22 protein-coding genes and 1 pseudogene are annotated in these 26,950 nt (G+C 59.6%); 15 read left to right on the top strand and 8 right to left on the bottom strand.

Going from position 1 to position 26,950, the window contains the following annotated elements:
• The first annotated feature begins 66 nt into the window (after positions 1–66).
• On the top strand, positions 67–591 hold the full coding sequence (locus GM79_RS15090) for a gamma carbonic anhydrase family protein (protein ID WP_035565374.1): 525 nt from the start codon (positions 67–69) through the stop codon (positions 589–591).
• 817 nt (positions 592–1,408) lie between these two features.
• Here the strand turns inward: GM79_RS15090 and GM79_RS15095 are convergent.
• Positions 1,409–1,669: a transporter associated domain-containing protein gene (locus GM79_RS15095; RefSeq protein WP_035565376.1), complete on the bottom strand. Its 261-nt coding sequence runs from the start codon at positions 1,667–1,669 to the stop codon at positions 1,409–1,411.
• A gap of 38 nt (positions 1,670–1,707) precedes the next feature.
• Here GM79_RS15095 and GM79_RS23215 point away from each other — a divergent pair, with 38 nt between their 5' ends.
• The 4 genes from GM79_RS23215 to GM79_RS15110 all read left to right on the top strand — a co-directional run bounded on the left by GM79_RS23215 (position 1,708) and on the right by GM79_RS15110 (position 3,752).
• On the top strand, positions 1,708–2,259 hold the full coding sequence (locus GM79_RS23215) for a DUF6252 family protein (RefSeq protein ID WP_051718935.1): 552 nt from the start codon (positions 1,708–1,710) through the stop codon (positions 2,257–2,259).
• Positions 2,260–2,307: 48 nt separating this feature from the next.
• Positions 2,308–2,481 carry a hypothetical protein gene (locus GM79_RS25535; protein WP_161787188.1) on the top strand — a complete coding sequence of 58 codons (174 nt, stop codon included), beginning with the start codon at positions 2,308–2,310 and terminating at the stop codon, positions 2,479–2,481.
• A 66-nt stretch (positions 2,482–2,547) separates the two neighbouring features.
• The gene (locus tag GM79_RS15105) at positions 2,548–3,084 is read left to right on the top strand and encodes a hypothetical protein (RefSeq protein WP_035565378.1); all 537 of its coding nucleotides are present in this window, start codon (positions 2,548–2,550) and stop codon (positions 3,082–3,084) included.
• A 59-nt stretch (positions 3,085–3,143) separates the two neighbouring features.
• Positions 3,144–3,752, top strand: a complete 609-nt coding sequence (locus GM79_RS15110) for an NINE protein (RefSeq protein ID WP_035565379.1) — start codon at positions 3,144–3,146, stop codon at positions 3,750–3,752.
• Positions 3,753–3,803: 51 nt separating this feature from the next.
• Here GM79_RS15110 and GM79_RS15115 read toward each other — a convergent pair.
• The 5 genes and pseudogenes from GM79_RS15115 to GM79_RS15130 all read right to left on the bottom strand — a co-directional run.
• Positions 3,804–4,016: pseudogene (locus GM79_RS15115) on the bottom strand (transporter associated domain-containing protein); the annotation flags it as partial.
• A 137-nt stretch (positions 4,017–4,153) separates the two neighbouring features.
• A complete protein-coding gene (locus tag GM79_RS25815) occupies positions 4,154–4,528 on the bottom strand; it encodes a hypothetical protein (RefSeq protein ID WP_200875617.1) in 375 nt (124 codons plus the stop codon).
• Positions 4,529–4,675: 147 nt separating this feature from the next.
• Positions 4,676–4,930 carry a hypothetical protein gene (locus GM79_RS15120; RefSeq protein WP_035565385.1) on the bottom strand — a complete coding sequence of 85 codons (255 nt, stop codon included), beginning with the start codon at positions 4,928–4,930 and terminating at the stop codon, positions 4,676–4,678.
• Positions 4,931–4,981: 51 nt separating this feature from the next.
• Positions 4,982–5,356, bottom strand: a complete 375-nt coding sequence (locus tag GM79_RS15125; RefSeq protein ID WP_051718936.1) for an RDD family protein — start codon at positions 5,354–5,356, stop codon at positions 4,982–4,984.
• Between the two features lie 35 nt (positions 5,357–5,391).
• A complete protein-coding gene (locus GM79_RS15130; RefSeq protein ID WP_410471185.1) occupies positions 5,392–6,672 on the bottom strand; it encodes a hemolysin family protein in 1,281 nt (426 codons plus the stop codon).
• A 313-nt stretch (positions 6,673–6,985) separates the two neighbouring features.
• Here GM79_RS15130 and GM79_RS15135 point away from each other — a divergent pair, with 313 nt between their 5' ends.
• The 7 genes from GM79_RS15135 to GM79_RS15165 all read left to right on the top strand — a co-directional run bounded on the left by GM79_RS15135 (position 6,986) and on the right by GM79_RS15165 (position 18,699).
• Positions 6,986–9,190: a protein-disulfide reductase DsbD family protein gene (locus GM79_RS15135; protein WP_035565390.1), complete on the top strand. Its 2,205-nt coding sequence runs from the start codon at positions 6,986–6,988 to the stop codon at positions 9,188–9,190.
• Between the two features lie 409 nt (positions 9,191–9,599).
• Positions 9,600–10,067, top strand: coding sequence for an Lrp/AsnC ligand binding domain-containing protein (locus tag GM79_RS15140; protein WP_035565392.1), 468 nt, complete (start codon positions 9,600–9,602; stop codon positions 10,065–10,067).
• Positions 10,068–10,249: 182 nt separating this feature from the next.
• Entirely contained in the window at positions 10,250–11,269 is a 1,020-nt protein-coding gene (locus GM79_RS15145) for a glycosyltransferase family 9 protein (protein WP_081867795.1), read from the top strand.
• A gap of 97 nt (positions 11,270–11,366) precedes the next feature.
• Entirely contained in the window at positions 11,367–12,605 is a 1,239-nt protein-coding gene (locus GM79_RS15150; protein WP_035565397.1) for a M16 family metallopeptidase, read from the top strand.
• A gap of 171 nt (positions 12,606–12,776) precedes the next feature.
• Positions 12,777–13,424 (top strand): O-methyltransferase, encoded by a 648-nt coding sequence (locus tag GM79_RS15155; RefSeq protein WP_035565399.1) that lies wholly within the window; start codon positions 12,777–12,779, stop codon positions 13,422–13,424.
• Between the two features lie 120 nt (positions 13,425–13,544).
• Positions 13,545–16,352: a TonB-dependent receptor gene (locus GM79_RS15160; protein ID WP_161787189.1), complete on the top strand. Its 2,808-nt coding sequence runs from the start codon at positions 13,545–13,547 to the stop codon at positions 16,350–16,352.
• A 91-nt stretch (positions 16,353–16,443) separates the two neighbouring features.
• A complete protein-coding gene (locus tag GM79_RS15165; protein WP_161787190.1) occupies positions 16,444–18,699 on the top strand; it encodes a LysM peptidoglycan-binding domain-containing protein in 2,256 nt (751 codons plus the stop codon).
• A 133-nt stretch (positions 18,700–18,832) separates the two neighbouring features.
• Here GM79_RS15165 and GM79_RS15170 read toward each other — a convergent pair whose 3' ends face one another.
• The gene (locus GM79_RS15170; RefSeq protein ID WP_035565532.1) at positions 18,833–19,900 is read right to left on the bottom strand and encodes a fatty acid desaturase family protein; all 1,068 of its coding nucleotides are present in this window, start codon (positions 19,898–19,900) and stop codon (positions 18,833–18,835) included.
• A gap of 322 nt (positions 19,901–20,222) precedes the next feature.
• Between GM79_RS15170 and dnaE the strand changes: the two genes are divergently transcribed.
• The gene (gene dnaE, locus GM79_RS15175; RefSeq protein ID WP_035565405.1) at positions 20,223–23,936 is read left to right on the top strand and encodes a DNA polymerase III subunit alpha; all 3,714 of its coding nucleotides are present in this window, start codon (positions 20,223–20,225) and stop codon (positions 23,934–23,936) included.
• Between the two features lie 278 nt (positions 23,937–24,214).
• Complete coding sequence (gene trxA, locus GM79_RS15180) at positions 24,215–24,544, top strand: thioredoxin (protein WP_035565407.1); 330 nt, start codon at positions 24,215–24,217, stop codon at positions 24,542–24,544.
• Positions 24,545–24,730: 186 nt separating this feature from the next.
• Here trxA and GM79_RS24955 read toward each other — a convergent pair whose 3' ends face one another.
• Positions 24,731–25,024 carry a hypothetical protein gene (locus GM79_RS24955; protein WP_152560015.1) on the bottom strand — a complete coding sequence of 98 codons (294 nt, stop codon included), beginning with the start codon at positions 25,022–25,024 and terminating at the stop codon, positions 24,731–24,733.
• Between the two features lie 504 nt (positions 25,025–25,528).
• Between GM79_RS24955 and GM79_RS15185 the strand changes: the two genes are divergently transcribed.
• On the top strand, positions 25,529–26,821 hold the full coding sequence (locus tag GM79_RS15185) for an aminopeptidase P N-terminal domain-containing protein (protein ID WP_035565410.1): 1,293 nt from the start codon (positions 25,529–25,531) through the stop codon (positions 26,819–26,821).
• Positions 26,822–26,950: the final 129 nt, after the last annotated feature.

Genomic DNA, 26,950 nt, shown 5'->3' on the forward strand with positions numbered 1-26,950 from the left:
CTTTAGCTTGCCGTATTATTATCATTGCCAAAAAAACACGGCAAGCTAAAGCTTACCGCACTACTCATGCCCGCTCTCATTCTTCCCGTTCACGGCATTTCGCCCACCATTCCGGCCGACTGCTTTGTTGCCGATAACGCCACGATTGTGGGCGATGTCGTGCTCGGCTCGAAATGCACGGTCTGGTTCACGGCCGTGATTCGCGGCGACGTGCACCGCATCCGCATCGGTGACGAAACCAACGTGCAGGACGGCGCGGTGCTGCACTGCACCTACCAGCAAGCGCCGCTCACTATCGGCAGCCGCGTGAGCATCGGGCACCGGGCGCTGGTGCACGGCTGCACCGTAGAAGACGACGTGCTCATCGGAATGGGCGCCATTGTGATGGACCACGCCGTGGTGGGCACGGGCTGCATCATCGCGGCCGGAGCCGTGGTGCTGGAGAATTTTGTGTGCGAGCCGGGTTTCTTGTACGCCGGCGTGCCCGCCCGCAAAATCAAGCCCGTGACGGAGGCCCAGCGGGAAGGATTGCAGCGCACCGCCGCCAATTACCAGACCTACGCCAGCTGGTTTCGGCCAGAAATCAGCTAATTGAAATGTCCTTTTATTGTCTTTAAAATAAGAAAAGAACCGTTGAATTTCAATTGGTTACACAAATTACATTTTATGCGGGCGGCCAATATAATGTCGAATAAATCGAAAATATGATTGGTGAAATCTGGCGGATGAGGTGTACTTGCTGACCCAATCACACAGGTGCCGGTTCAGCACTCCCTCCGTCATTATGCGCAAAATTCAACAACTGCTCTTCCTGGTAGGAATCGGGGGAGGTATTGCCCTTACTTCCTGTAACCGTGCCACGTATTTTTCCAACCCAATACGGTTACGTACCGGGGCGATGCTGCGGAAGCGACGAAGCGCCCGATGGCGACAGTAGTGCCCGTAGCACCGGCTACCCTCCCCCAAGCCATTGCCTCGCCCGTGCCCGTACCAACACCGGTTGCGGCTCCCCGCAAGGGCCCTGGCCGCTTGGCGGAACCGGGGAAGCCACAACGAGCAGTCCGGCACCTGTTGGCTCAGCACGCAGCACCCCGGAAAATAGTGACGCGGGCAGTAAAAATGCTGACTCCCCGGCGGACTACCGCTGAACATTCCCAAACGCAGTCGAAAGCGAAAACCGTTTTGCTTCGCACTGCTGGCGTGCTGATGGCTGCGGGCCTGGTATTGTTCCTAGCTACAGTAGCCGCAAACCCCGGATTAGATGTTGGAGTCATCCTCGTAACCATTGCGCTTGTAAGCTTCCTGGCCGGAGTGGCGCTGCTGATTACTGGCTTGTTCCAAAAAAGCTGAGCTGGCTTGAAAGTCATGCGGTCACCCGCAAGAATCAATCAGCCCGGCAGCTACCCGCCTACATTTCGTCGCCGAGCGAGCCGCAGGGCTCGGCGCGCTCGGCCACGGTGGTCACGCGCAGCTGCACGAGCTCCACGGCGCGGCGCGAGCGTTGCAGCACCCGGAACTCGTAGGGGTCGAGCACGGCCACGTCGCCCACTTCCGGAATGCTGCCGTAGATGACGTTGAGCAGGCCGCCCACGGTTTCGTAGTCTTCGCCCTCGGGCAGCGGAAAGGGGAGGTACTCGTTGGCGTCGGAAATAGGCGTGGCGGGGTTCACGCGGTATCAGTGAAGATTTTCTGGTTATTCCCTATTTCATGAATTCTCTCCAAAAGCAAGTCCGGCATTCTGCCCTGCTGCTAGCCGCGCTGCTGGGCCTGAGCCAGTGCAAGAAGAAGGACCCCTCCCCCGAGGCGCAACTGCCCCCCGCCACCCAGACCGGGGCCAACACCATTGGCTGCCTCGTTAACGGCAAAGCATGGACGCCCCAAGGGAATAATGGCTCGTCCAATTACACCGTCTCCTATGACCCTAACTTTCGACTCGGTACTCTAAATATAGCGGCGTACCGCTACGCCAATAGCCAAGCCAAACAAGAAGCGCTAGGCGTATTCTCTGACAGCTTGTTGCCCAGCACCGGCATATATAGGTTGCAGACATTAGGGCACCACGGAGCCGGGTACGTTAACGGACCTAGCAACTGCACCTATTACTCAACAGATGCCACGACGCATTGTCGTGGGGAGTTAGTCATCACGCGGCTGGACCGTGTAAACGGCATCATCTCCGGCACGTTCGCCTTCACGCTAGCCAAGCCAGGCTGCGACACGGTGCGCGTCACTAACGGCCGCTTTGACAAGCGCTTGTAGCGCTGCTTCTCTTTTTCCACTGGACCACTTTGTTTCTGTTCCTGAATCATGAAAAAAATCTACTTCTTGCTGCTGATTGCCTGCGGGCTTTTCGGTGCTACCCCTGTCCAAGCCCAACTCAGCGGCTCCGACTCGCTGCGGCTCAAGCTCACGTCTATTTTCGCCAACATAGACAAAAGCCAGGTGCCCACCGGCTACCTCAGCGAAGTCGCAACCTGGTAACGAAATAGTGATTTCAGATATAGCCGTTTTTGCTCTAATCTTGCCTAACCTTTTTCCTCTCCGCCCATGAAAACCTACTACCTCCTCCCCCTGGCCGCCGCCCTACTGGGCCTGAGCCAGTGCAAGAAGAAGGACCCCTCCCCCGAGGCGCAACTGCCCCCCGCCACCCAGACCGGGGCCAATACCATTGGCTGCCTCGTTAACGGCCAGCCGTGGACCCCCGTCGGAAACGATGGCTCGTCCAATTACACCGTCTCCTATGACCCCAACTTTCGACTCGGTACTCTAAATATAGCGGCGTACCGCTACGCCAATAGCCAAGCCAAGCGGCAAACAATTGGTGTTTTCTCGGACAGTTTACTGCCCGGAATTGGTCGGTATAAGCTTCGTCTGTTAGGACACCACGGGGCTGCATTTGACGATTTTCAAGGTAATTGCATTTACGATAGGACTAGTCCCGGCGCGTATTGTCGTGGGGAGTTAGTCATCACGCGGCTGGACCGTGTAAACGGCATCATCTCGGGCACGTTCGCCTTCACGCTAGCCCAGCCCGGCTGCGACACGGTGCGCGTTACCAACGGCCGCTTCGATAAGCGTCTCTAGCTTCTACCATGGAACCCATGCCTGACCTATACCGTGCATTGCGGTTACTTCTTCTGGTCATGCTGTTTGCTGGCTGCCAACGCGCGAGCTATCCGTTCCAGACCATTGCCACCGAGCGATACAACGTGGCTCAAGAAGCGCCGCCCGCCGCCGCCCTCCAGCCGGTTGATACCGGGCCCGGTGCCGAAACATTAGTAGCTCCGACGAGCCTCAAAGCACAGTTGCGATTGGCCTCCCGCCGGCCGGCACCGACGCCCCGGCGCCCGGCCGCAGTCGTGGCCGGACGCCGGCAGCCCGTGCTACTTAAGGCCCCCGATAAGCAGCACAAGCACCGGGCCGGCAATGCGGCTGCCCGTTCGCCCCAGCCGCCGGTACGAATTGTGCACAAGGGTGTGGTGCTTTTGCTGGCCGTGCTGTTGGGCTTTTTTGGTGCCCACCTGTTCTACATCGGCGACAATAGGCGGGCGCGCCGGTATTTACTGACTTCGCTGGGAGGCTTGGCTTTGGCGGCCCTGGCGCTGCCCATTGCCAGCCTAGCTTTTTTTGGCGGAGGATGGGGCGCCGTTTTTGTGCTCTTCGTGCTGGTGGGTGCGGGCTTGGGGGTGGTGCTCAGCAACTATTTCCACGCCCTGGTCGATGGCATCGCTATTCTGTTCAGCCGGCATTGATGCACCCAGGAGCACCGCCAACGCTAGCCGTGGGCCTAGCAAGTGTTTGGCCTACATTTCGTCGCTCAGGGAGCCGCGGGGCTCGGCGCGCTCGGCCACGGTAGCCACGCGCAGCTGCACGAGCTCCACGGCGCGGCGCGAGCGTTGCAACACGCGGAACCCGTAGGGGTCGAGCACGGCCACGTCGCCCATTTCCGGAATGCTGCCGTAGATGACGTTGAGCAGGCCGCCCACGGTTTCGTAGTTTTCGCCCTCGGGCAGCGGAAAGGTTAGGTAAGTAGGTCAGCTATTAGCCTTTAGCTTGCAATTAGTAACTATTCTGTTACGAATGTTACGTTTAGCGCGACTTTGAAACGCAAACTAATGTATCCGACCTACTTACAAGTTCCGCTAAGCAGATGCTACCTGATGTCGGGCGTGGGCGAAGCAACTGGGGCCGCCGCCGGGGCTGGTAGCGCCGCCGGAGCCGTGGCTGGTGGTGCCGGAACACCGGGAGCCGGTACATAGGTAGAAGTAGCGGGCACGTAAGCTGGGGCCGGCTGCGAGGAGGGACGAGGGCGGTAAATGGCACCCGTGGCAAAATCAACTGCTGTGCCCAGTAAGCCCACCAGAACGATGTCGGCGACGAGGGCAGCCACGCGAATCTCGCGCTGCGGCTGGCCGGGCAGCGGCTTAGTTCTTTGGTAAGCCGTAATCGGACCCCCCAGAATGGTGGCGCAACTGGAAAGGGTAACACCAATCAGCCCGAAGGCAACAAATTGTCGGAGTCTGGTCATGGGAAAACAGCAATGGGTGAGGTAAAGAGACTAAGGGAGTGCTAAGTGAAGGCAGCAACAGCGTGCCTGACTGGCATACAACAGCCGTGGCTTCCTGCAAGAGAAGGAGGCCACGGCTGTTGCATGGGGAACAGAAATATGGGGCTGCTATTTGGCCGCTGGCGTGCTGCTCGTAGGCTGCGGCTTGTAGATGGCGCCGGTGGCAAAGTCGATGCCGGTGCCGAGGATACCCGTGAGAAGAATGTCGGCGACAAGGGCTCCTACGCGAATTTCGCGCTGCGGCTGGCCGGCCAGCGGTTTAGTTTTCTGGTAGGCCGTAATCGGACCCCCCAGAATGGTAGCGCAGCTGGACATGGCAGTGGCCAGGAACCCGAGGGCAACGAATTGACGAAATTTAAACATAGAACGTTGGGTGAAGGGTGAGTATGAACGATGCAAACTACGGTGAAATCCTCAATAATCGAGGTGAATTACCTTGGTGCCCGACAGGGTATCGTGCCAGCCCAGGCTACGGCCGCTAAATAGCAGACTCAGGGGCTCGAAGGGCAGAAACCGGCAGAGGGTGCGCAGGAGCAGTTGGCCTGAGCTAGGCAGGTTGTCATCGGCCGTGACCACACGCGTGTGCAACAAAGCTTTGCCTACCGTACGGTGAAAGAGCAGTTCGGCCGTGGCGTAGTAAACAAAGCTAATGCCCACCACCAGAAGGCGAAAATGCTCGACCGGAACGAGGCGGGTGGGCAGCATATTGACAACAACGGCAAAAATTATCAGAATGCACAAGGCATCAAGAGCCCAGGTGGCCAGCCGCCGCAGCTTAGTAACTTCCATGCCAGTAAAAGTAGCACCTAAACCGGATAGGGCCTTTACAGCTCGTCGCCGAGCACACCACGGGGCTCGGCGCGCTCGGCCACGGTGGTCACGCGCAGCTGCACGAGCTCCACGGCGCGGCGCGAGCGTTGCAGGACGCGGAACTCGTAGGGGTCGAGCACGGCCACGTCGCCCACTTCCGGGATGCTGCCGTAGATGACGTTGAGCAGGCCGCCCACGGTTTCGTAGTCTTCGCCCTCGGGCAGGGGGAAGGGGAGGTACTCGTTGGCGTCGGAGATGGGCGTGGCGGGGTTCACGCGGTACTCGTCTTCGGATACCTTCTCCACCACGGGCACCTCGTTGTCGTACTCGTCCTGAATTTCGCCCACCAGCTCCTCCATGATGTCCTCGATGGTGACGATACCCGACACGCCGCCGAACTCGTCGCTCACGATGGCCATCACAATGTGCTTGCGCTGGAACTGCCGCAGCAGGCGGTTTATTTTCTTGGTTTCGGGCACGAAGAAGGGCGGCCGCATGATGCGGGCCAGCTCCACGGCCTCGCCGCGCCGGATGATGGGCAGCAGGTCCTTCACGTTGAGCACGCCCACGATGTTGTCGATGTTGCCCTCAAACACCGGCAGGCGCGAGTAGCCTTCGCTGAACACCACGTCGAGCAACTCTTCGGCGGGTGCGTTCACGTCCAGGGCCGAGAGCTTGGTGCGGGGCACCATAATCTGCTTCACCATCCGGTCGTTGAACTGGAACACGTTCTCAATCAGCTCGTGCTCGGAGTCCTGAATTTCGCCGCTTTCCTTGCTCTGGTCCAGCAGCATGCGCAGCTCGTCGGAGGTGTGGGCTTCGCTGCCGTGCATCGAACCCACGCCGAAGAGGCGCAGGGTCATGCCCGACAGCTTGTTCAACACCCAGATGGCGGGGAAGCTGATGATGTAGAACAGCCGCAGCGGCAGCGCCACAGCAATGCTCAGCGCCTCGGGCCGCTGAATGGCCAGCATTTTGGGCGCCTGCTCGCCGATGACGATGTGCAGCACCGTGATGGTAGCAAACGAGACGGGCAAGGCAATTTGGTGGGCCAGCACGTCCGTCATGTTCAGATTCAGGGCGTGTACGGCGGCCAGAATGATGGAGGCCACCACACTTTCGCCTATCCAGCCCAGGCCCAGCGACGCCAGCGTAATGCCGAGCTGCGAGGCCGAGAGGTAGGCTTCCAGGTCCTGCAGCATGCTCAGGGTGAGCTTGGCCAACCGGTTTCCTTCCTTGGCGCGGAGCTCTATTTGGGAGATGCGCACTTTGACCAGCGCGAATTCGGCGGCCACGAAAAATCCGTTTACTAAAACAAGTAAAACGGTGAATAATATTTTTAAACCCATGTGAATGGTCCCCGCGACACGGACGGTCTGGAGGCCTTAGTTGGTCAAAAGTACGGAGTTTAGGGCGGCTGGTTGGGCCGTCGAACTTTCCGGCCACCAGTTTGTGGTACGGACAGCCTTATTTTGTGGTAGAATGCAGGTGTAAGAAACGAGCCGCCGGGCCGTCTAGCCCCCCAGGAAGTGGGAACGGATTCCGCCGTCAGCGCCTTTTCCTAATGAGAAAAGGTAACACCACACACCGGGCTTCTTGTTTGTAGTTATGAAGAAAAATTTGATAGGTAAGTTGTTGTTGCTGTGGTTGTGGGCCCTCGCCCCAGCCACGGCCCAGATTCTCACCCCCACGCATTTGAGCACCGCCCTCAGCAAGCCCACCGCCAAGGTAGGGGAGGAGCTGGAGCTAATTATCAACGCCCGCATCGACAACACGTGGCACCTCTACGCCTCCGATTTTAGCGACGAAGTGGGGCCGGTAGTTTTTACGCTGGCCCTCAAGCCCAACCCCGCCTATGCCTTGGTGGGCAAGCTGCAATCCATAAAATCGCACCACGAGCAGGACGAAGTTTTTAAGGGAGAAGTCGCCTTCTGGGAAAAAACCGGCCAGCTTCGCCAGCGCATCAAAGTGCTGAAGCCCGGCACCCTCACCATCACCGCTACCGCCGACTACCAAAGCTGCACCAACGTGGACGGTAAGTGCGTGCCCGGCAGCGATGCCCTCACCTTCGGCCCCATCTCTGTGGGTGGTGCGGCGGCGGCGGCTCCGGCGGCTGGCCCGGCTGCTGCTACCCCGGCCCAAACCGCTGCTCCGGCTGCCGCTCCAGCCGCCACGGCGCTGGCACCCGCCGCACCCGATACCGCCTCCCAGCCGGCTGCTGTTGCCGCCGCGCCCGCCCTGCCCGGCCCTGCTGAACCCGCCACCATGCAGAACCCGGAGGCCGCCGCCGTGGCGCCCGCCGCCGCCGTAGCCGCCGCAGTAGACCCCGTGAGCAAGGCCGGTGGGCTGTGGGGCTTCGCCTTCCTGGCGTTCACCTTCGGTCTGGCCGCGCTCATCACGCCCTGCGTGTTCCCGATGGTGCCCATGACGGTTTCGCTCTTCACGAGCGGCAACGACAGCCGGCAACGGGGCATTTTCAAGGCGCTGGTGTACGGGGCCAGCATCATTGGCATTTACGTGCTGGTGGGCGTGCTGGTGTCGGCGCTGCTCGGCGAAGACGGCCCCAACCTGATTGCCACGCACTGGTTGCCCAACGTTATTTTCTTCGTGGTATTTGTGGTGTTTGGCCTGTCGTTTCTGGGCTTGTTTGAAATCACGCTGCCGCATACCATTGTGAATACCGTGGACACCCAGGCCGACAAAGGCGGCTGGGGCGGCATCTTCTTTATGGCCCTCACGCTGGTGGTGGTGTCGTTTTCGTGCACCGCGCCCATTGTGGGCAGCATTCTGAGCTTGGCCGCGCGCGGCGAGCGGATTCAGCCCATTGTGGGCATGCTGGGCTTCTCGCTGGCGTTTGCGCTGCCGTTCACGCTGTTCGCCATCTTCCCCTCGTGGCTCAAGAGCCTGCCCCGCTCCGGCGGCTGGCTCAATACCGTGAAGGTGGTGCTGGGCTTTGTGGAGCTCATGCTGGCCCTCAAATTCCTGAGCACCGCCGACCTGGCCTATCACTGGCACCTGCTGGACCGCGACGTGTACATCGTGCTCTGGATTGTGCTTTCGGCCCTGCTGGGCTTCTACCTGCTGGGCAAGTTCCGACTCTCGCACGACTCGCCGCTGGACCACCTCAGCGTGGGCCGCTTGCTGATGGCCGTGTTGGCCTTTGCCTTCACGGTGTACCTGGTGCCGGGTCTCTTTGGGGCGCCGCTGCCCCTGCTGGCCGGCTACCTGCCACCTCAATCCAAGCGCGATTTCTCGCTGGCCACCGCTAGCACCGCGGCCCCCGTGGTAAGCACGGGCAGCAGCGCGGGCCAGGAAGTGCCCCGCTTCGGCGAGTTCCTGGAGCTGCCCCACAACCTGACCGGCTACTTCGACCTGGAGCAGGCCAAGCGCGTGGCGCGCCAGCAGAACAAGCCCGTCTTCATCGACTTCACGGGCCACGCCTGCGTAAACTGCCGCAAGATGGAAGCCAGCGTGTGGAGCGACCCGCAGGTGCTGGCCCGCTTGCGCAACGACTACGTGGTGGTGGCCCTGTACGTGGACGATAAAACCGAGCTGCCCGAAAGCGAGTGGTACACCTCGCCCCGCGACCAGCAGCTGAAAAAGACCCTGGGCAAGCAAAACGCCGACCTGCAGGTGACCCGCTACGGCTTCAATGCCCAGCCCTACTACGTCATCATCGACCCCAACGAGGCCACCGGCAAGCCGGTGGTAGCGCCCATTGCCTACGAGCCCGACGTGGCCCAGTTTGCGGCTTTCTTAGATGCTGGGCTTAAGCAGTTTGCCGGCCAGCGCGCGCCGGTAGCAGTGCGTTAAGCGTATTGCTGGCTGGGTTGGGTCGTAGTTTTGTGCCCGCTTCACCACCGTTTTAAACACGAAGAGGCGCCCTCCACCCAGAGGCCGCCTCTTCCAAATGTTGAGGCAGGCATCCACCCAGATGCGCTACCTCGTTTTCCCCTCTTATCCGCTGTATCCAACCACGGCCATGGTGCAAATAATCAACCCTCAGTGAGGAAGTTGACGTGCAATAACGCCGGATTGCCGGCGTTGATTGCTATTTAAAATTCGCAAATTGTTTTTGTTGTGGCCTTCTGCCTTGGATTATGACAAATGTAACAGCGTAAGGCAGATAATACAAATTTTAGAATTCTTGCTAAAATTTTTTGAAATAAATTGATTCAGTTGCTACTAATTTTGTGTTTCCTACAATCCTTTTCTGCAAAATATGGCTAGAAATTACGAACTTGATGATACTGACCGTAGTATCCTCAACCTGCTCATTCAGGACGCGAAGATGCCCTACACGGAAATTGCCCGCAAGGTCAATGTGTCGGGCGGCACGGTGCACGTGCGCATGGCCCGCCTCGAAGAGCTGGGCATTGTGCAGGGCGCCACACTACGAATTGATTACCAGAAGCTTGGGTACGGTGTAAACGCTTTTCTGGGAATCTATTTGCTCAAAAGCTCGGTGTATACCAGCGTGGTGCAGCAGCTGCGCGACATTCCGGAGGTGGTGAATATCTATTTCACCACGGGTGCCTACGGCGTTTTTGCCCGCTTGGTGTGCCGCGATACGCAGCACCTGCGCGACGTGCTGCACGACCGGATTCAGCCCATCGATGGCATTGAGCGCACCGAAACCCTGATTTCGCTGGAAGAGGTAATTAACCGGCCGGCGCTACTTACCCTCTAGGCGTTTAGCCCGGATTAGCAAGATGGAACAAGCCGCAGGGACGTGCATCGCACACTCCTGCGGCTTGTTTGTGCAGGGCTGGTTTTAGGAAGCTAAGGCCGTTGAGTTGGGCTAATGTGGCGGATTTGAACCCGTAGAATCTGCCACCGCAGCGCGTTGGGGCTTACTTTTGTGTTCTGCTTATGCTTGCTTCCCCGCCCGCCACGCTGCTTATCCAGACTGCTTTTATCGGCGACGTCATTTTGATGACTGCGCTGCTGGAACACCTGCACGGAACCGAACCCGCCACGCCGGTAGACGTGCTGGTTCGGCGCGGCAACGAAGGTCTGCTGGCCGGCCACCCGTACGTGCGCCAGGTGCTGATTTGGGACAAAAAGCACCGCAAGTACGCCGCGCTGTGGCAGTTGCTGCTGCAGATTCGGGCGGCCCGCTACGGCCGGGTCGCCACCCTGCAGCGCTTTGCCAGCACCGGCTTTCTCACGGCCTTTTCGCGGGCTCCAGAGCGAATTGGCTTCGCCAAAAACCCGTTGAGCCGTTTTTTCACGCGCCGCGAGCCGCACGTCATCGGCGACGGCACCCACGAAGTTATCCGGAACCTGCGGCTGCTGGCGCCTTCGCTCCAGGGAGCGGCCGGGGAGCATGCCGCCCTGCCCCGGCTCTATCCTTCGGCTGCCGATGAAGCTGCGGCCGCGCCCTTAGCCGCCGCCGGGCCTTACGTGTGCATTGCGCCCACCTCGGTGTGGTTCACCAAGCAGTATCCGGAAGCAAAATGGCTGGAGCTGCTGGCCGGGCTGCCCGCGCACTGGCGCGTGTACCTGCTGGGCGGCCCGCCCGATGTGGCTGCCTGCGCGCGGCTGGCTGCGGCCAGTGGCCGCCCGGAGGTAAGTAGCCTGGCTGGCAAATTGAGTTTGCTGGCTTCGGCGGCCCTCATGCGTGGGGCGGTGATGAACTACGTGAACGACTCGGCGCCCATGCACCTGTGCTCGGCGGTGGGCGCGCCGGTCACGGCCATTTTTTGCAGTACGGTGCCCGCCTTTGGTTTCGGGCCGTTGTCGCCGGTGTCTTTTGTTGTTCAAACCAGCGAAGCCCTGCCGTGCCGGCCCTGCGGGCTGCACGGACATGGTGCCTGCCCGCAGGGGCACTTTCGCTGCGCCCACACCATCGAGATAACGCAGCTTCTGGCCCCGCTGGGGGGAGAATAGCTGACCGGAATCAAGCCTTGCGGCGACATTTTCCCTTGGATAACTGTTCATGGGTTGCAGCGTACTCTTCACCGCCGCAAGTACCTTTGTGCTTCTTATGCCTGACTACGAAATTCACGAATATCCTAATGGTATCCGCCTGCTGCACAAGCAGGTAGTGCATACTAAAATTGCGCATTGCGGCTTCCTGCTCGACATCGGCTCGCGCGATGAGGCCCCGCACCAGCAGGGGCTGGCCCACTTTTGGGAGCACATGGCCTTTAAAGGCACCACCAAGCGCAAGTCGTTTCATATTCTCAACCGCCTCGAAACAGTGGGCGGGGAGTTGAATGCTTACACGACCAAAGAGAAAATCTGCTTTTACGCTTCCCTCCTCAGCATGCACTTCGAGCGCGCGTTCGAACTGCTCACCGACCTCACGTTTCACTCCGTTTTTCCGGGCCGCGAGTTGGAGAAGGAGCGGGGTGTGATTCTGGAAGAGATGAGCATGTACCTGGATGCTCCGGAAGACGCCATTATCGACGATTTTGATACGGTGGTTTTCGGCGACCACCCGTTGGGCGTTAATATTCTGGGCACTCGCGAGAGCGTGAGCCGGTTCCAGACTGCCGACTTCCATGCGTTTTTGCAGGAGCAGCTGCGCACCGACCGGCTGGTGTTCAGCTCGGTAAGCAACCTGCCGTTCAAGGAGGTGAAGCGGCTGGCCGATAAATTTCTGGCGCCGCTGCCGGCCCGGCTGGGCGCGCGGGTGCGGCGGCCGGTGGGCGGCTACCAGCGCAAGTCGCAGGTCGAAACCCGGCCCATTACGCAGGCGCACTGCTTGGTGGGCGGCCCGGCCTACTCGCTGAATGACCCGCGCCGCATTCCCTTTTTCATGCTGAACAACATCCTCGGCGGCCCCGGTATGAACTCGCGCCTCAACCTGGCGGTGCGCGAGAAATACGGCCTCGTGTACACCATCGACAGCAGCTATTCGCCCTACACCGACACGGGCTTGTTCGGCATTTACTTCGGCACCGAGGGCAAGCAGGTAAAGCGCACGCTGGGCCTCGTGCAAAAGGAGCTGAAGCTGCTGCGCGAAAAAACCCTCACCACCAATCAGCTGCACGTAGCCAAGCACCAGCTTATGGGCCAGCTCGCCATGAGCGAGGAAAGCAACGGCGGCCTGATGCAGCTCCTCGGCAAAAGCACGCTGGACCTGGGCCGTGTGGAGCCGTTGACCGAAATCTTCGAAAAAATTGAGCGGATTTCGGCTCCCGAGCTGCGCGAGATGGCCAACGAAGTGCTGACCGAAGAGCACCTGAGCGTGCTGCAATACGTGCCGGAAGCTAAGTAAGCCAGCCGGTATTTGGGCGCGTGGGTAGCTACCGGCCGGTTGGGTGACCATTTTTCACCGCAGAAGGCGCAGCGGATTTCGCAGAAGAGCGCAGAGGTTGTTGCTCCTGAGAAATCTGCTGCGCCTTCTGCGGTGAAAGCTGCTTGACTCCGCCTATTTATTGAGCGTAAAATGATTACAAACGACCCAGTCCAGGACTACGCCGGGCAGCACACCGCGCCCGAGCCGCCGCTGCTGGCCCAGCTCACCCGCGAAACCCACCTGCAAACGATGACCGCCCGCATGAGCAGCGGGCACGTGCAGGGCCGCTTCCTGAGCCTGATGAGCCACCTCATGCGGCCGCACCGGGTACTGGAAATCGGGACGTTTTGCGGGTATGCCACGCTGTGCCTAGCCGAGGGCCTGGCCCCGGACGGGCACCTGCACACCATCGAAATCGACCCGGAGAAGGAGGCCCGCATCCGGCGTTACGTAGCGGCGGCCGGCATTACCAGCCAGGTGTGCCTGCACATTGGGGCCGCCCTCGACGTTTTGCCGGAATTGGTCGATGAAGCGTGGGATTTGGTCTTTATTGATGCCGACAAGCGGAATAATGACGCTTATTTTGAAGCCGTAATTGGGCAGGTGCGCCCCGGCGGGCTGCTCATCGTTGATAACGTGCTGTGGAGCGGCAAGGTGCTGCCCACGCACGAGCTGAAAAGCGGCGACAAGGACACGCCTTTCGTGCGCGCTTTCAACGACAAGGTGGCGCGGGATGCGCGGGTGGAACCGGTTTTTCTGCCCTTGCGCGATGGGTTGCTTCTGCTGCGCAAAAAGTAATGTGCCGCATTGCCCGATAGCTGATTAAACCCTGACAGGCGTGTTGTCGTCAGACGAGCTTCTGTTGTTTTTTCTAGTGCTATGCGGTTTTTGTGCCTCCTGCTTTTCCTGATAATCGGGGTGAATACCGCGCGCGCGCAAAGCGCTACTACAGTGAGCGGGCGCGTGGCCGACGGCAAGGACCAGTCGGCGCTTATCGGGGCCAACGTGTTGCTGATTCGCCTGCCAGACTCGGTGAAAACCGGCACCGCGGTGGACACGGAAGGCCGGTTTCAGTTTGACAACGTGGCTGCCGGGCGCTACGTGCTCGACGCCTCCTTCGTGGGCTACCAAAAGCAGCGCCAAGCCGTGACCGTGAGCGACGCGCCGGTGCAATTGGGCATTATCGCGCTGCAACCTGGTGGCATTCAGCTTAAAGGCGTGGTGGTGACGGGGCAGGCCGCGCAGTCGGTGCAGAAGGGCGACACTACGCAGTTCAACGCCAAAGCCTTCAAAACCGGCCCCGATGCCAGCGCTCAGGACCTGCTGACCAAGATGCCGGGCGTGACCGTGGGCACCGATGGCAAGGTGCAGGCCCAGGGCGAAACCGTGCAGCGCGTGCTGGTGGACGGCAAGGAGTTTTTCGGCAACGACCCCGACGCCGTGCTCCGTAACCTGCCCGCCGAAATGGTGGACAAAGTAGAAGTGTTCGACCAGCGCAGCGAGCAGAGCCGCTTTTCGGGCTTCGACGACGGCAACACGACCAAGACCATCAACATCGTGACCAAAATCGAGTTTCGCAACGGCACTTTTGGGCGGGTGGTGGCCGGCGCGGGCCCCGAGCGCTACAAGGCGAGCGGCAACGTGAATACCTTCAAGGGCGACCGTCGGGTGTCGGTGCTGGCGCAGTCCAACAACGTGAACGAGCAGAATTTCGGCACCGACGACCTGTTGGGCGTGGTGGGCAACGCCAACCAGGGCGGCGGGGGCCGGGGCGGGCGCGGCGGCGGCAACGGTGGCAATGCCGGCGATTTTCTGGTGAACCAGAACGGTGGCATCACCCGCACCAATGCGGTGGGCCTGAACTACTCGAACGCCTGGAACAAGAAAACCGAGCTTTCGGCCAGCTATTTTTTCAACCGGGCCAGCAACGCGCTGCTTAGCAACACGCAGCGCCAGTTCGCCGACCGGGGCCGCACCAACTACACCCAAACGGCCAATAGCCGCAGCCTCAACACGAACCAGCGCTTCAACCTGCGCCTGGAGCACAAGATTGACTCGGCCAATTCCATCCTGTTTCGGCCGCGTATCAGCTATCAACGCAATGACGCCGCCAGCGTGGTGGCCGGCCGCACCAGCCGCGCCGACACGGCCCTGAGCAACCTCAACAGCACCTACGACGCCGACAACAACGGCCTGAACGCTGCTGGCGACCTGCTGCTGCGCCACCGCTTTGCGAAGGCCGGCCGCACCGCCAGCCTCACCCTGGGCGGCAGCTACACCCAGCGCGACGGCAACACGGCGCTGCGCACCGACGACACCGGCGCGACCCGCAACAACCTCAACCAAACCAGCACGCTCAACCAAAACGGGGGCAGCCTGAATGCCAACCTGGCCCTGACCGAAGCCCTCACCCGCACCGATATTCTGCAAGGCAACTACGCCATCAGCTACGCGCCCAACAGCTCCGAAAAGTACACCTACGACTTGCTGACCGGCGACACGCGGCAGCTGAACGAGGGCCTGAGCAACGTGTTCGACAACTACTACCTCAACCAGTCGGGCGGCCTGAGCTACCGGCACATTACGCCAAAATACCAGGCCAGCATCGGGCTGGCGGGGCAGTATTCGGAGCTGTACAGCGACGCGCAGTTTCCGCGGCCCGGTATCGGGCGGTACTATTTTGTGAACGCGCTGCCCAATGCCAACGTCAATTACCGCTTTACGAAGCAGAAAAACCTGCGCTTCAACTACCGCACCAACACCAACGCTCCCGGCGTGAGCCAGCTGCAGGCCGTGGTGAACAACGCCAACCCGCAGCAGCTCACCATCGGCAACCCCGCGCTGCGCCAGGAATACCAGCACGCCGTTAACTTCCGCTACTCGGCATCGAGCCCGGAGGTGGCCAGCAATTTCTTCGCGCTGCTGGCGGGTTCCTACACCCAAAATCCCATTTCCAACCGCACCCTGGTGGCGGCCCGCGACACTACGGTGGTGCCCGACGGTGCCCCCGCCGTGACGCTGCCGGCCGGCAGCCAGCTCACCCAGCCCACCAACCTGAGCCAGCAGTATACGCTGCGTTCGCTCGTGAGCTACGGCCGGCCCATCAAAGCACTCAAAACAAACGTGAACCTGAGTCTAAACGCCAACTACCGGCAAACGCCGGGCCTCGTGAATGGCGGGCTGAACCTGGCCCGCGTGCCTTCGTTGGGGGCGGGCCTCACGCTCAGTTCCAACATCAGCGCCAACCTGGATTTCACGGCCAGCACCACGGCAAGCCAGAATTTCGTGCGCAACACGCTCCAGGCGCGGCTCAATAGTAACTATTTCTCGCAGGTGACGCGCTTCCGGCTGGGTTGGATTTTGGGGCCGGGCATCAACATTCAAACCGACCTCGTGCACCAGGCCAATTCCGGCCTTTCGGCGGGTTTCAACCAGCAGTATTTGCTCTGGAATGCCAGCCTGGGCAAGAAAATACTGCCCGGCCAGCGCGGCGAAATCAAGCTTTACGCCTTCGATATATTGGGCCAGAACCAGTCCATTCAGCGCAACGTGACCGATGCCTACGTGGAAGACGTGCAAACCACCATTTTGCAGCGCTACCTCATGCTGATGTTCACCTATAACATCCGCAGCGGCAACGTAGTGGCGCCGGCCGAGCCCACCGATGGCCCACGCGAGGGCCGGGGCCGCCGTGAAGGCGGCGGCGGGGGCGGTGGCCGTCCGTAGGGCATTGCCGGGATTTTTGGCCAAAATTCAGGTTCTTTGCAACTTCCGGGCGGGCGGTGGCCACGGTGGCTACTGCCCGCCTGCCTTGCTTATGCGAAATACAGTTGCGTTTTTGGTGTTGTTGATGGTGGTTCTGGTAAAGCCGTTGGCGGCTTATTCGGCCCCACCCGTGCCGGCTTCATTTGATGTGCTGGGTATGCGCCTGGTGCTAAACCAGGACGCCCAGCGCTTGGTGCAGCAAAAAGCCGACGGCCTGATGCGCCACCAGCCCTCGTTTCAGGCCCGCGTAGACCTAGCCGATGCCGCGTTTCCCATCATCGACCGGGTGCTGAAAGAAGAGGGCGTGCCTTTGGATTTCCGCTATCTCGTCCTGCAGGAAAGCGCCCTGGTGGGCGATGCGCGCAGCGCGAGCCAGGCCGTGGGCTATTGGCAGTTCAAGCGCGAAACCGCTGCCGGCCTCGGCCTGCTGATAAATGACGAAGTGGACGAGCGTCAGCACCTCACGGCCAGCACCCGCGCCGCCGCTCGCTACCTGGCGCGCAGCAACGCCGCGCTGCACAACTGGCTGAATGCCCTGCTTAGCTACAACACCGGCCTGACCGGCGTGAAACCCTACACGCTGCCTACCGACGCCGGGGCTACCCAAATGACCATTACTGGCGCGACTTCACCGTACGTACTGGCATTTTTGGCGCACAAGCTGGTTTTTGAGCCTTACTGCGGCCTGAACCCGCGCCCGCCGCTGCGGCTGCAGGAGTTTCCGGCCACCGCCGGCCAGACCCTTGAAGCCCAGGCCCTGACCTTGCACACCGAACCGGCCAACCTGGCCGTGCACAACCGCTGGCTGCTGGCCGCCGCTGTGCCGGCCGGCCGGCCTTATTCCCTCATTGTGCCCATCGGCGATGTGTCGCAGGCTGCCGGGCTCATTGCCAACCAGCGCCTGCAGAGCGCCAGGGAATTGCTGGCCGTGCCCGAGGTCAGCCCCTCAACCACGGCCGAAGTACGCCTCAACCGGCTGCGGGCCATTATTGCCCTGCCCGGCGAAACCACCGCCGACCTGGCTCGCCGTGGCAAGCAGCGGATGCGCGACTTTCTGCGCCACAACGAAATGACGGCCTTCGACGCCGCCGTAACCGGCCGGCCTTATTACCTGGAAAACAAGCGCGATGCTGGCGCCGTGGAGTACCACGTGTTGCAGCCCGGCGAGTCCGTATTCGACGTGGCGCAGAAGTACGGCATGCGCAAAAAGGCCATTTTGAATAAAAACCGAATGGCCCGCAACGAAGAGCTGCGCCCCGGCCGCTTGCTGTGGTTGCAGCACACGCGCCCCCGCGAAGTGGCCGTGGAATACCGCAGCCTGCGCGAAGGCGCCGGTCTGGAGCGCGCGCGTGCCGCCGCCCGGCCCATTGCCGAACCCGTGGCTCCCGACCAGCCCATTGAAATGCCGGTGGCAAAGTCCGTAGGAACATCCACCAAAAGCCAGCGCCAGAAAGCGGCGGCCGAAGATGGCTGGGGCGAAGCCCTGCCCAGCCGCAACAGTCCGGTAGCGGCTGCCCCGGCCCCACCGCGCCCGGCGGCACCCGCCCCGGTGCCGGCCGCCGCACCGGCCATTATCAGTGCTCCCGAACTCGCGAGGCCGACAGGTCCTGTTCCAACCGTGGTGCAGCTGCCGCCCGCAGCGCCCGCCCCGGCACCCGCCCCGCTGGCCGATGAGCCCCGCGAAGCAGCGCCCGCAGTAAGCATCCCAGTTGCGGAAGCCGTACCCATGGCGAAGGCTGCGCCGGTTGTGGTCGTTGCGCCCGTGGTAAAAGCTGCTCCCGCTCCAGTCGCGGTCAAACCGGCGGTTGTTGCTCCGGCGACCCGCCCGGTAGCTTCGGTGCCTGCTCCGGTCGCGGCTCCTTCAGTCGCCGCCGAGACGGCCGATGCCACGCACCGGGTGGAGGCTGGCGAAACCGTTTACTCGATTGCCCGCCGCTACCAGATTCCGCCCAAAACCCTGATGGCCCTCAATGACCTTGCCATGCCCGCGACCTTGGCGGTAGGGCAGGTATTACTATTGAATTCATCTGAACCCCTGCCCGCCACTCCGGCGGCAGCGCAGCCGCGTGTGGCCCCGCAAAACGGGCGCACCAATCCGGCCGCCATCTACTCGCCCAAAACGGTGGTTACGCCAGTGGCACCAGCCATTCTCACCGACGCAGCCACGCAACACACGGTGGTAAAAGGAGAAACTCTATACAGCATTTCACGTCGCTACGGAGTGACTCCGGCCGACCTGCAAGCCTGGAACAACAAGCCCGATGGCAGCGTGAAAACAGGAGAGGTGCTCACCCTAAAGGGCAAGTGAGTTGTTGGTTATTAGCCAGTCTGTTGGATAAAGATTGGGGCGAAATATTCTGTTTATGCTGTCATGCTGCGCTTGTCGAAGCATGACGGTCAAAACTCAATACGATTACTTATGCACACCTGCTTAATAACTGCTAAGCGAGCTGCGCAACGTAGGCGGTGCGGGGAATCCGTTGGGTACGGGCACGGAGCAATGCCACCACTTCCTGGGTGCTGCGGTCACGGTCGCCGAGGTTGACGAAATGGTGTGCCAGCCGGTCGTAGCGCTTGGTCATCAGGTACAGGAAAATGTGTAGGAAGTGAATGCCGTCGAACACAATGGCATCTTGCCGGGTGTACTCGGCCAGGTTCTGACGGAAGTGGTGCGGGTGGTCGGTCCAGTGCAGGGCCGGCTTGAGATGGTGGCTGATATGGTAGCCATCGTTCCAGCACTTGTGGTTATAATTTGTATTGATGCAGGTGATGCTATTGGTATAGCAGTTGTCGGGCGCGGCGGCGTCGATAAAAGCGTGTTGAGCCCAGTTGCCCAGCATCATCACCACGCGCGAAAGGATGACCGGCAGCACCAGCACGGCCAGCGTGGCCGGCAGGTTCACGAAAGCCAGCACGATGGTGGCCCCGATGTACACCAGCTCGCCGCGCAGCAGGCGGTGGCGCAGCTTGGGCTTGTTGCGCCGCGTGAAATACTGCACCAGACGCGGAATGCCCAGCAGGAAAAAGCTGCTCAGGTAATGCAGAAACCCCCGCAGCGAGTCGCGCTGGTAAAACATGGTGGAGCTGTCGTCGTCGGGCAGGTTGTTTTCCGGGTGGTGCATGCCCAGGTGGTGCGTGAAGTAGGTTTCGGGCGTTTGCCCAAACAGCGGCCCAATCACCCACGGAATATAATTATTAAGAAACCCGTACTTCTTTTTAAACAGCACCCGGTGACTGGTGCAGTGCAGCATCAACCCGAAAGGCCCTTTAAAGCGCAGGTTGCCCAAAAACAGGTACACCGCCAGCACCGCCCACCACGCGCCGCCCGTGAGCGCGGGCACGAACAGCAGCACCGCCAGCGGCAGCAGCGTGGCCGAGATTTTTAGGGTGAGGTAGATGAAGGGCAGGTCGCGCACGTCCTGCACGTAGCGGCCAAAGAACTGGTCGAGGCCGGACGGCTGGGTGGGAGCGAGGTATACTGGGTCGGTGCTGGCAGTAAAGCTTTTCATGGCTGGGATAGGAGAATTCGTGCTATCCGGGGCTAGAAAGCAGGTTTTGTGTTGCCCGCCACCGAGGCAGCGCACAAAAAACAGCGGGAAGCTGCCACAGCCAAAGGCCAGTTCGTGTACAACGCGGTTGAGCTTGACAAGTTCGGCCACGAAGGTAGCACGGTGGCGGGTGGTACTGGTGAAGCAGTGAAAAAGACAGTGCTCAGGGAATCAGGCACCAGGGATTGGGGGTTTGGGAATGCCCGCCAGCCGGGGGTATCTTTACTAAAACCAGCCACTGGTAATTAGTAATTAATAATTACTAATTATTAATTAATGAAATATGCCCGTTTTCTCGCACCTCCACTCGCACACGCAATACTCCCTGCTCGATGGTCAGGCCAGCATCAGTAAGCTGATGAAGAAGGCGCAGGCCGATGGCATGCCCGCCGTGGCCCTCACCGACCACGGCAACATGTTCGGGGCGTTCAACTTTGTGGCCGAGGCCAACAAGTACAACGTGAAGCCCATTGTGGGCTGCGAGTTTTACCTGGTGGAGGACCGGCACAAAAAGGCGTTCAGCCGGGAGAAAGGCGAGAAGGACGTACGTCACCACCAGCTGCTGCTGGCCAAAGACCAGGCTGGCTACCACAACCTGAGCAAGCTGTGCTCGATGAGCTTTATTGAGGGCGTGTACTCCAAATTCCCGCGCATCGACAAGGAGCTGCTGGAGCGGTACCACGAGGGCCTCATTGCCACCAGCTGCTGCATCGGCGCCGAGATTCCGCAAACCATCCTCTTCAAAACCGAAGCCGAAGCCGAGGAAAAGCTGAAGTGGTGGCTCGATATGTTCGGCGAGGACTACTACATCGAAATCCAGCGCCACGGCCTGATGAATTTCGACAACACCGGCAAAAGCCAGGAGGACGTGAACCAGGTGTTGCTGCGTCTGGCCCGCAAGCATAACGTTAAAGTCATCTGTACCAACGACTCGCACTACGTGGACCAGACCGACTACGCGGCCCACGACCTGCTGCTGTGCGTGAATACCGGCGAGGAGCACAGCAACCCCATCGGCGATATTCACACCAACTACTACACCCTGATGACGGGCAAAGGGGAGGTGAAGTACGACCTGCTCGACAACCTGCGCCGCGACCACAGCCGCGACGAAAAAGCCCAGCGCCAGCTCCGCCGCATCGACGAGGAGCTGCAGAAGCCCAAGCCGCACACTCGCTTCGGTTTTGCCAACGACCAGTTCTTTTTCAAGACCCAGGAGCAGATGAACGCGCTGTTCATCGACGTGCCCGAGAGCGTGGACAACACCAATGAGATTGTCGATAAAATCACGCCTCCGAAGCTGGCCCGCGACATCCTGTTGCCCAACTTCCCCATTCCCGCGCCCTTCGCCAACGCCGACGAATTCCTGCGCGAGCTAACCTACGTGGGCGCCTTCGGCCCGAGCGCCGGCAACGGCACCGTGACGATGACCAAGCCGCCGCGCTACTCCGAGCGCACGCCCGAAGTGGAGGAACGGCTTGATTATGAGCTGCGCATCATCCAGACGATGGGCTTTGCGGGCTATTTCCTCATCACCCAGGATTTTATCAACCACGGCCGTAAAATTGGCGTGGCGGTGGGGCCGGGCCGGGGCTCGGCAGCGGGCTCGGCGGTGGCCTACTGTGTGGGCATCACCAACATCGACCCAATTAAGTATTCGCTGCTGTTCGAGCGTTTCCTGAACCCGGAGCGCGTGTCGATGCCCGATATCGACATTGACTTTGACGACGTGAACCGTCAGAAAGTCATTGACTACGTGGTGGATAAGTACGGCAAGACGCAGGTGGCCCAGATTATCACCTTCGGTACGATGGCGGCCAAATCCAGCATCAAGGACGTGGCGCGGGCCCTGGAGCTGCCGTTGCCGCAGACCAACGACCTGACCAAAATGGTGCCCGACAAGCCCGGCACCACCCTGGCCGGCGCCTTTGCCGAAAACCAGGAGCTGGAATACATTCTGCGCGACGAAAGCCCCGACAACCTCAAGGGCCAGATTTTGCGGCTGGCCGTGCAGCTCGAAGGCTCGGTACGCAACACCGGCATTCACGCGGCCGGCGTCATCATCGCGCCCGACGACATCACGAAGTACATCCCGGTTTCGACCTCTAAAGATTCGGACCTGCTCATCACGCAGTTCGACGGCAAGGTAATTGAATCGGCGGGGATGCTGAAAATGGACTTTCTGGGGCTCAAAACCCTGACCGTCATCGTGGATGCCATGCGGCTGATTGAGCGCAACCACGGCGTGAAAATCGACATCGATGAGATTCCCCTCGATGATGAAAAGACTTACGCGCTTTACCAGCGCGGCGATACCATCGGCACGTTTCAGTTCGAGAGTGAGGGCATGCGTCAGTATCTCAAGGACTTGAAGCCGACAAATATTGAGGATTTGATTGCCATGAACGCCCTGTACCGGCCGGGCCCCATGCAGTTTATCCCAAACTTCATCAACCGCAAGCACGGGCGAGAGGAAGTAGAATATCCGCACGAGCTGCTGAAACCCATCCTGGAGTACAGCCAGGGCATTATGGTGTACCAGGAGCAGATTATGCAGACGGCCCAGATTCTGGCCGGCTACTCGCTGGGCGGCGCCGACCTTTTGCGCCGTGCCATGGGCAAAAAGGACATGAAAAAGATGGCCCTGGAGCGCGAAAAATTCATCCATGGCGCTAAGAATCTGCACGACATTCCGGCCAAAAAAGCCAACGATGTATTCGACGTGATGGAGAAGTTTGCCGAATACGGCTTCAACCGCTCGCACTCGGCCGCCTACTCGGTAGTGGCGTATCAGACTGGTTATCTGAAGGCTAACTACCCGGCCGAGTACATGGCCGCCGTGCTCACCAACAACATGGGCGACATCAAGAAGGTAACCTTCTTCATTGAGGAAGCCCGCAAGCAGGGCGTGCCCGTGCTGGGACCCGACGTGAACGAGAGCCTGCTGAAATTCAACGTGAACCAGGAAGGAGCCATTCGTTTTGGGATGGGCGCGGTGAAGGGCGCGGGCGAACTCGCCGTGGAAAGCATGGTGCAGGAGCGCGAAGCCAGCGGCAACTACTCCGATATCTTCGATTTCGCCAAGCGCGTGAACCTGCGCACCGTGAACAAGAAAACCTTCGAAAGCCTGGCCCAGGCTGGTGCCTTCGACGGCTTCGACAAGCACCGCCGCCTGTACCTCGACGCCCCGGCCGGTGACCAGAACCTCATCGAAAAGGCCATGAAGCTGGGCCAGCAGCACGCTGCGGCCAAGGAATCGGCTCAGCACAGCTTGTTTGGGGCCGGTGCTTTTGGGGCCGTGGCCGCGCCGCTGCCCAAGATGCACGAGATGGAGCCCTGGAGCAAAACCGAGCAGCTGCGCCGCGAAAAAGAGGTGGTGGGCTTTTACCTGAGCGGCCACCCGCTCGATGTCTTCAAGCTGGAGCTGGATGCCTACTGCACCTGCGGCCTGGACAAAGTAGACGAAATCAAGAACAAGGAAATTGCCGTGGCAGGCTTGATTAACAATGTGTTATTCAAAACCACCAAAACCGGTCAGCCATTCTGCACCTTTACTTTGGAGGACTACGAGACGAGCATCAACCCGGCCTTGTTCCGTGACGACTACACCAAATTCGCGCCGCTCATCAACCCGCGCAACTACCCCAACGAGCAGGTGCCGCCCATGTACGTGCGCCTGAAACAGGAGCTGCGCCGGCACTCCCAGGACCAGTGGGACCTGCGCATTCTGACGATGGAACCGCTGGCCGATGTGGCCGAAAAGCGCAGCAAAGGCGTGCGTGTGCGCCTGGACCTGCGCACCGTGACCAGCCTCATGCTCGACCGGTTGGAAGAAGCCATCGAAGCCGCGCCGGGCAGCAAGCGCCTGGAAATCCAGTTTGCCGAGCCGCACGAGCACCTGGCCGTGGATATGTTCTCGCGCCGCTTTCAGATTGAGCCGAAAACCTTCATTCAGAAAATGCACGAAATGGAAATGGAAGTCTGCACGCTGATATAAGTCTTGCCTGTTCTACTACAGTTGCGAAGCCTCTTCTCACTGCTGAACAACGCGTTTGAAGGTGCTGAAATGCCTCGCAAGCGCAGCCAGTTATAAGGCACCGCAAATGCTTTCTATGGCGCTTTGTATGACGTTCAGATAGAATTTGATGCCCTTCGCCCGGCTGGAACCCTCCGGCTGAACTTTCCCCTGCACACGCTGTTTAACCATCCAATCTGCTACCTTGCGACCCCGTTGGCCGTACACGCCAGAATAATCTTAACCCAACCCAAACCGTAATGGGACACAAAGCAATTGAAATAACCGACGCCAACTTTGACGAAATCATCAACGGTGACAAGCCCGTACTGGTCGATTTCTGGGCCGAATGGTGCGGCCCTTGCCGCATGGTAGGCCCCGTAGTGGAAGAGCTTGCCGGCGAATACGAAGGCAAAGTCGTGGTCGGCAAAGTGGACGTTGATGCCAACCCCCAAACGTCTATGAAGTACGGCATCCGCAGCATTCCCACGCTGTTGGTGTTCAAAAATGGCCAAATCGTTGATAAACAAGTTGGCGCCGTGCCCAAGCACGTACTCGCCCAAAAGCTCGAAGCGCAGGTGACGGCGTAATGCCATCGTTGTAAGCGACTAAAAAGCCCTTTGCCAGTCTGGCAAAGGGCTTTTTAGTTTTGAAACTGCCCTGTTAAGGCAAAGAGATTTTTGAGTAGTTGTGCAAAAGTAAACGCACTTTGAATGGCTGATAACTAATTCATAATTAAAAGGAAAGCTTGCAGCCTGGAGCTTACGGCTCACTCCTTAGAACCCGTTTTTGCAGCGTTTCCAGTTGGAATTTGATTCTCGCCGGGCTTTCGCTTTGAGCTGGGTCTGGTTTTGATGCATCTGGCGGTTGAGTCTGGTCGGAGTGGAAGAGGCACGCTTCTTTTTACGCCGCCCCAGCGGCGGAGTAGCTGCTTCGGACATGGCGCTGCAGCTGGTCGCTGCGTTGTGGGCGAGTGCAGGTTTGTGCGTGTTGGCGGCATCGGCCGGGGTTGCTATGGCAGTGACAAGCAAGGCTCCCAAGGCACACAAGACGTAGAAGGGCGTTTTCATGTTGAGCGGGTTAGATGGAAAAGTAGCTACCGCATTTCGCTGCGGGATATAGGTCAAAGTAATATATTATAATTCAATAATGCAATAATATGCCTCATGATAACTGGTAGTTTATAAAACCGGTGATGCTGCTAGTGACTGAAGAATGAATATTTTATAGGATAAGTAGTTGTTTATGAGGTTGTAATGTGATAAAATGGGCGAGCAGGGATGTTTGTTTTGTGGGTTTAGGCATAAGAACAATTATATATAATGAAAATACTAATAACTGCTGTTGCGCAGAGACTCGCGCCAGCCTGTTGATGCGTAACGTCAGCTAATAATTCGATTGCTGTACCGTCTATCGCTTGCAGGAATTACCGATTAAAACACAGAAATACTACCGCGCTGCTCCATTGCTAATTGGGCCTGGGCGAGCGTAAACGGGCCACCCGGCGGCCGGTTCCGGCCCCCAACAGCCGCCGGGGCCTAACTTGCGCCTCCCATTCCCAACCAATCAAACGCATGCGCTACACGCCCCTCGCCCCCGAGCATTACGTTGAGAACCGCCGCCGCTTCTGCGAGCAGCTGCCGCCGGCCTCGCTGGCCATTTTCCAGTCCAACGACATCATGCCGACCAATGCCGACGGCACGATGGCCTTCCGGCAAAGCAACGACCTGCTCTACCTCAGCGGCATCGACCAGGAAGAAAGCATTCTGGTGCTCTTCCCCGACGCCCGGCTGCCCCAGCACCGCGAAATCCTGTTTTTGAAAGAAACATCTGAGCTCATTCTCATTTGGGAAGGCTACAAGCTGACCAAGGACGCGGCCAAGACGAACTCCGGCATCGGCACCATTATGTGGCTCGATAGCTTCAAGACCGTGCTGCCCGCCCTCATGAACGAGGCCGAAAACGTGTATTTGAACGCCAACGACCACATTCGGGCCGTGGTGGAAGTGGAAACGCGTGATGCCCGCTTCATCAAAGCCATCCAAAGCCAGTACCCGCTGCACACCTACCGCCGTGCCGCGCCGCTGCTGCATCAGCTCCGCGCCATCAAAAGCCCCGAGGAAATCAAGGCTATGCGCACGGCTTGCGGCATCACCGAAAAGGCGTTTCGGCGGTTGCTGGGCTTTGTGCAGCCCGGCGTGTGGGAGTTTGAGATTGAGGCCGAAATCGTGCATGAGTTCATGCGCAACCGCAGCCGCGGCCCGGCCTACGGCAGTATTGTGGCCAGCGGCAAAAATGCCTGCGTGCTCCACTACACCACCAACGACAACCAGTGCCAGGCCGGCGACGTGATTCTGCTCGATTTTGGGGCCGAGTACGCCAACTACGCCGCCGACCTCTCGCGCAGCATCCCCGTCGATGGCAAGTTCACGGCGCGCCAGCGGCAGGTCTACGATTCGGTGCTGGCCGTGATGGACTTTGCCAAAACCCACCTTGTGCCCGGCGGCGAAATCGAAGCCTACCACAAAGCCGTGGGCGAGCGCATGGAGCAGGAGCTCATCAAGCTCGACTTGTTGAACGCCGCCGACGTGAAAAATCAGGACCCGGCCGCCCCGCTCTACAAAAAATATTTCATGCACGGCACCAGCCACTACCTGGGCCTCGACGTGCACGACGTGGGTTATAAGTACCGCACTTTCGAAGCCGGCATGGTGTACACCGTGGAGCCCGGCATCTACATCCCAGAGGAAGGCCTGGGCATTCGCCTCGAAAACGACATTCTGCTCACTGCCACTGGCAACGAGGACCTCATGGCCAACATTCCCCTGCAAGCCGCCGACATTGAAGCCCTGATGGGTAAGAAGTAAACCACGCGGCTTTTGCGGTAAAAAAACCCTTCAGGTATCGCCTGAAGGGTTTTTTGGGTAATGGTGAGAATTAACAGAGCTGTCATGCTGAGCTTGTCGAAGCCTCTCTACCGCACCGTTGAATGGTAT

The organism is Hymenobacter sp. IS2118 (assembly GCF_000715495.1).
GTDB lineage: Bacteria > Bacteroidota > Bacteroidia > Cytophagales > Hymenobacteraceae > Hymenobacter.

Bases quoted from the DNA above. Each gene is read 5' to 3' on its own strand.
- GM79_RS15165 (WP_161787190.1), top strand. From the start codon at position 16,444: ATGCGAAATACAGTTGCGTTTTTGGTGTTGTTGATGGTGGTTCTGGTA.
- GM79_RS15105 (WP_035565378.1), top strand. From the start codon at position 2,548: ATGAAAACCTACTACCTCCTCCCCCTGGCCGCCGCCCTACTGGGCCTG.
- GM79_RS15145 (WP_081867795.1), top strand. From the start codon at position 10,250: ATGCTTGCTTCCCCGCCCGCCACGCTGCTTATCCAGACTGCTTTTATC.
- GM79_RS15155 (WP_035565399.1), top strand. From the start codon at position 12,777: ATGATTACAAACGACCCAGTCCAGGACTACGCCGGGCAGCACACCGCG.
- trxA (WP_035565407.1), top strand. From the start codon at position 24,215: ATGGGACACAAAGCAATTGAAATAACCGACGCCAACTTTGACGAAATC.
- GM79_RS25815 (WP_200875617.1), bottom strand. From the start codon at position 4,528: ATGACCAGACTCCGACAATTTGTTGCCTTCGGGCTGATTGGTGTTACC.
- GM79_RS15125 (WP_051718936.1), bottom strand. From the start codon at position 5,356: ATGGAAGTTACTAAGCTGCGGCGGCTGGCCACCTGGGCTCTTGATGCC.
- GM79_RS15140 (WP_035565392.1), top strand. From the start codon at position 9,600: ATGGCTAGAAATTACGAACTTGATGATACTGACCGTAGTATCCTCAAC.
- GM79_RS15135 (WP_035565390.1), top strand. From the start codon at position 6,986: ATGAAGAAAAATTTGATAGGTAAGTTGTTGTTGCTGTGGTTGTGGGCC.
- GM79_RS15170 (WP_035565532.1), bottom strand. From the start codon at position 19,900: ATGAAAAGCTTTACTGCCAGCACCGACCCAGTATACCTCGCTCCCACC.
- GM79_RS15090 (WP_035565374.1), top strand. From the start codon at position 67: ATGCCCGCTCTCATTCTTCCCGTTCACGGCATTTCGCCCACCATTCCG.
- GM79_RS24955 (WP_152560015.1), bottom strand. From the start codon at position 25,024: ATGAAAACGCCCTTCTACGTCTTGTGTGCCTTGGGAGCCTTGCTTGTC.
- GM79_RS25535 (WP_161787188.1), top strand. From the start codon at position 2,308: ATGAAAAAAATCTACTTCTTGCTGCTGATTGCCTGCGGGCTTTTCGGT.
- GM79_RS15150 (WP_035565397.1), top strand. From the start codon at position 11,367: ATGCCTGACTACGAAATTCACGAATATCCTAATGGTATCCGCCTGCTG.
- GM79_RS23215 (WP_051718935.1), top strand. From the start codon at position 1,708: ATGAATTCTCTCCAAAAGCAAGTCCGGCATTCTGCCCTGCTGCTAGCC.
- GM79_RS15185 (WP_035565410.1), top strand. From the start codon at position 25,529: ATGCGCTACACGCCCCTCGCCCCCGAGCATTACGTTGAGAACCGCCGC.
- dnaE (WP_035565405.1), top strand. From the start codon at position 20,223: ATGCCCGTTTTCTCGCACCTCCACTCGCACACGCAATACTCCCTGCTC.
- GM79_RS15110 (WP_035565379.1), top strand. From the start codon at position 3,144: ATGCTGTTTGCTGGCTGCCAACGCGCGAGCTATCCGTTCCAGACCATT.
- GM79_RS15120 (WP_035565385.1), bottom strand. From the start codon at position 4,930: ATGTTTAAATTTCGTCAATTCGTTGCCCTCGGGTTCCTGGCCACTGCC.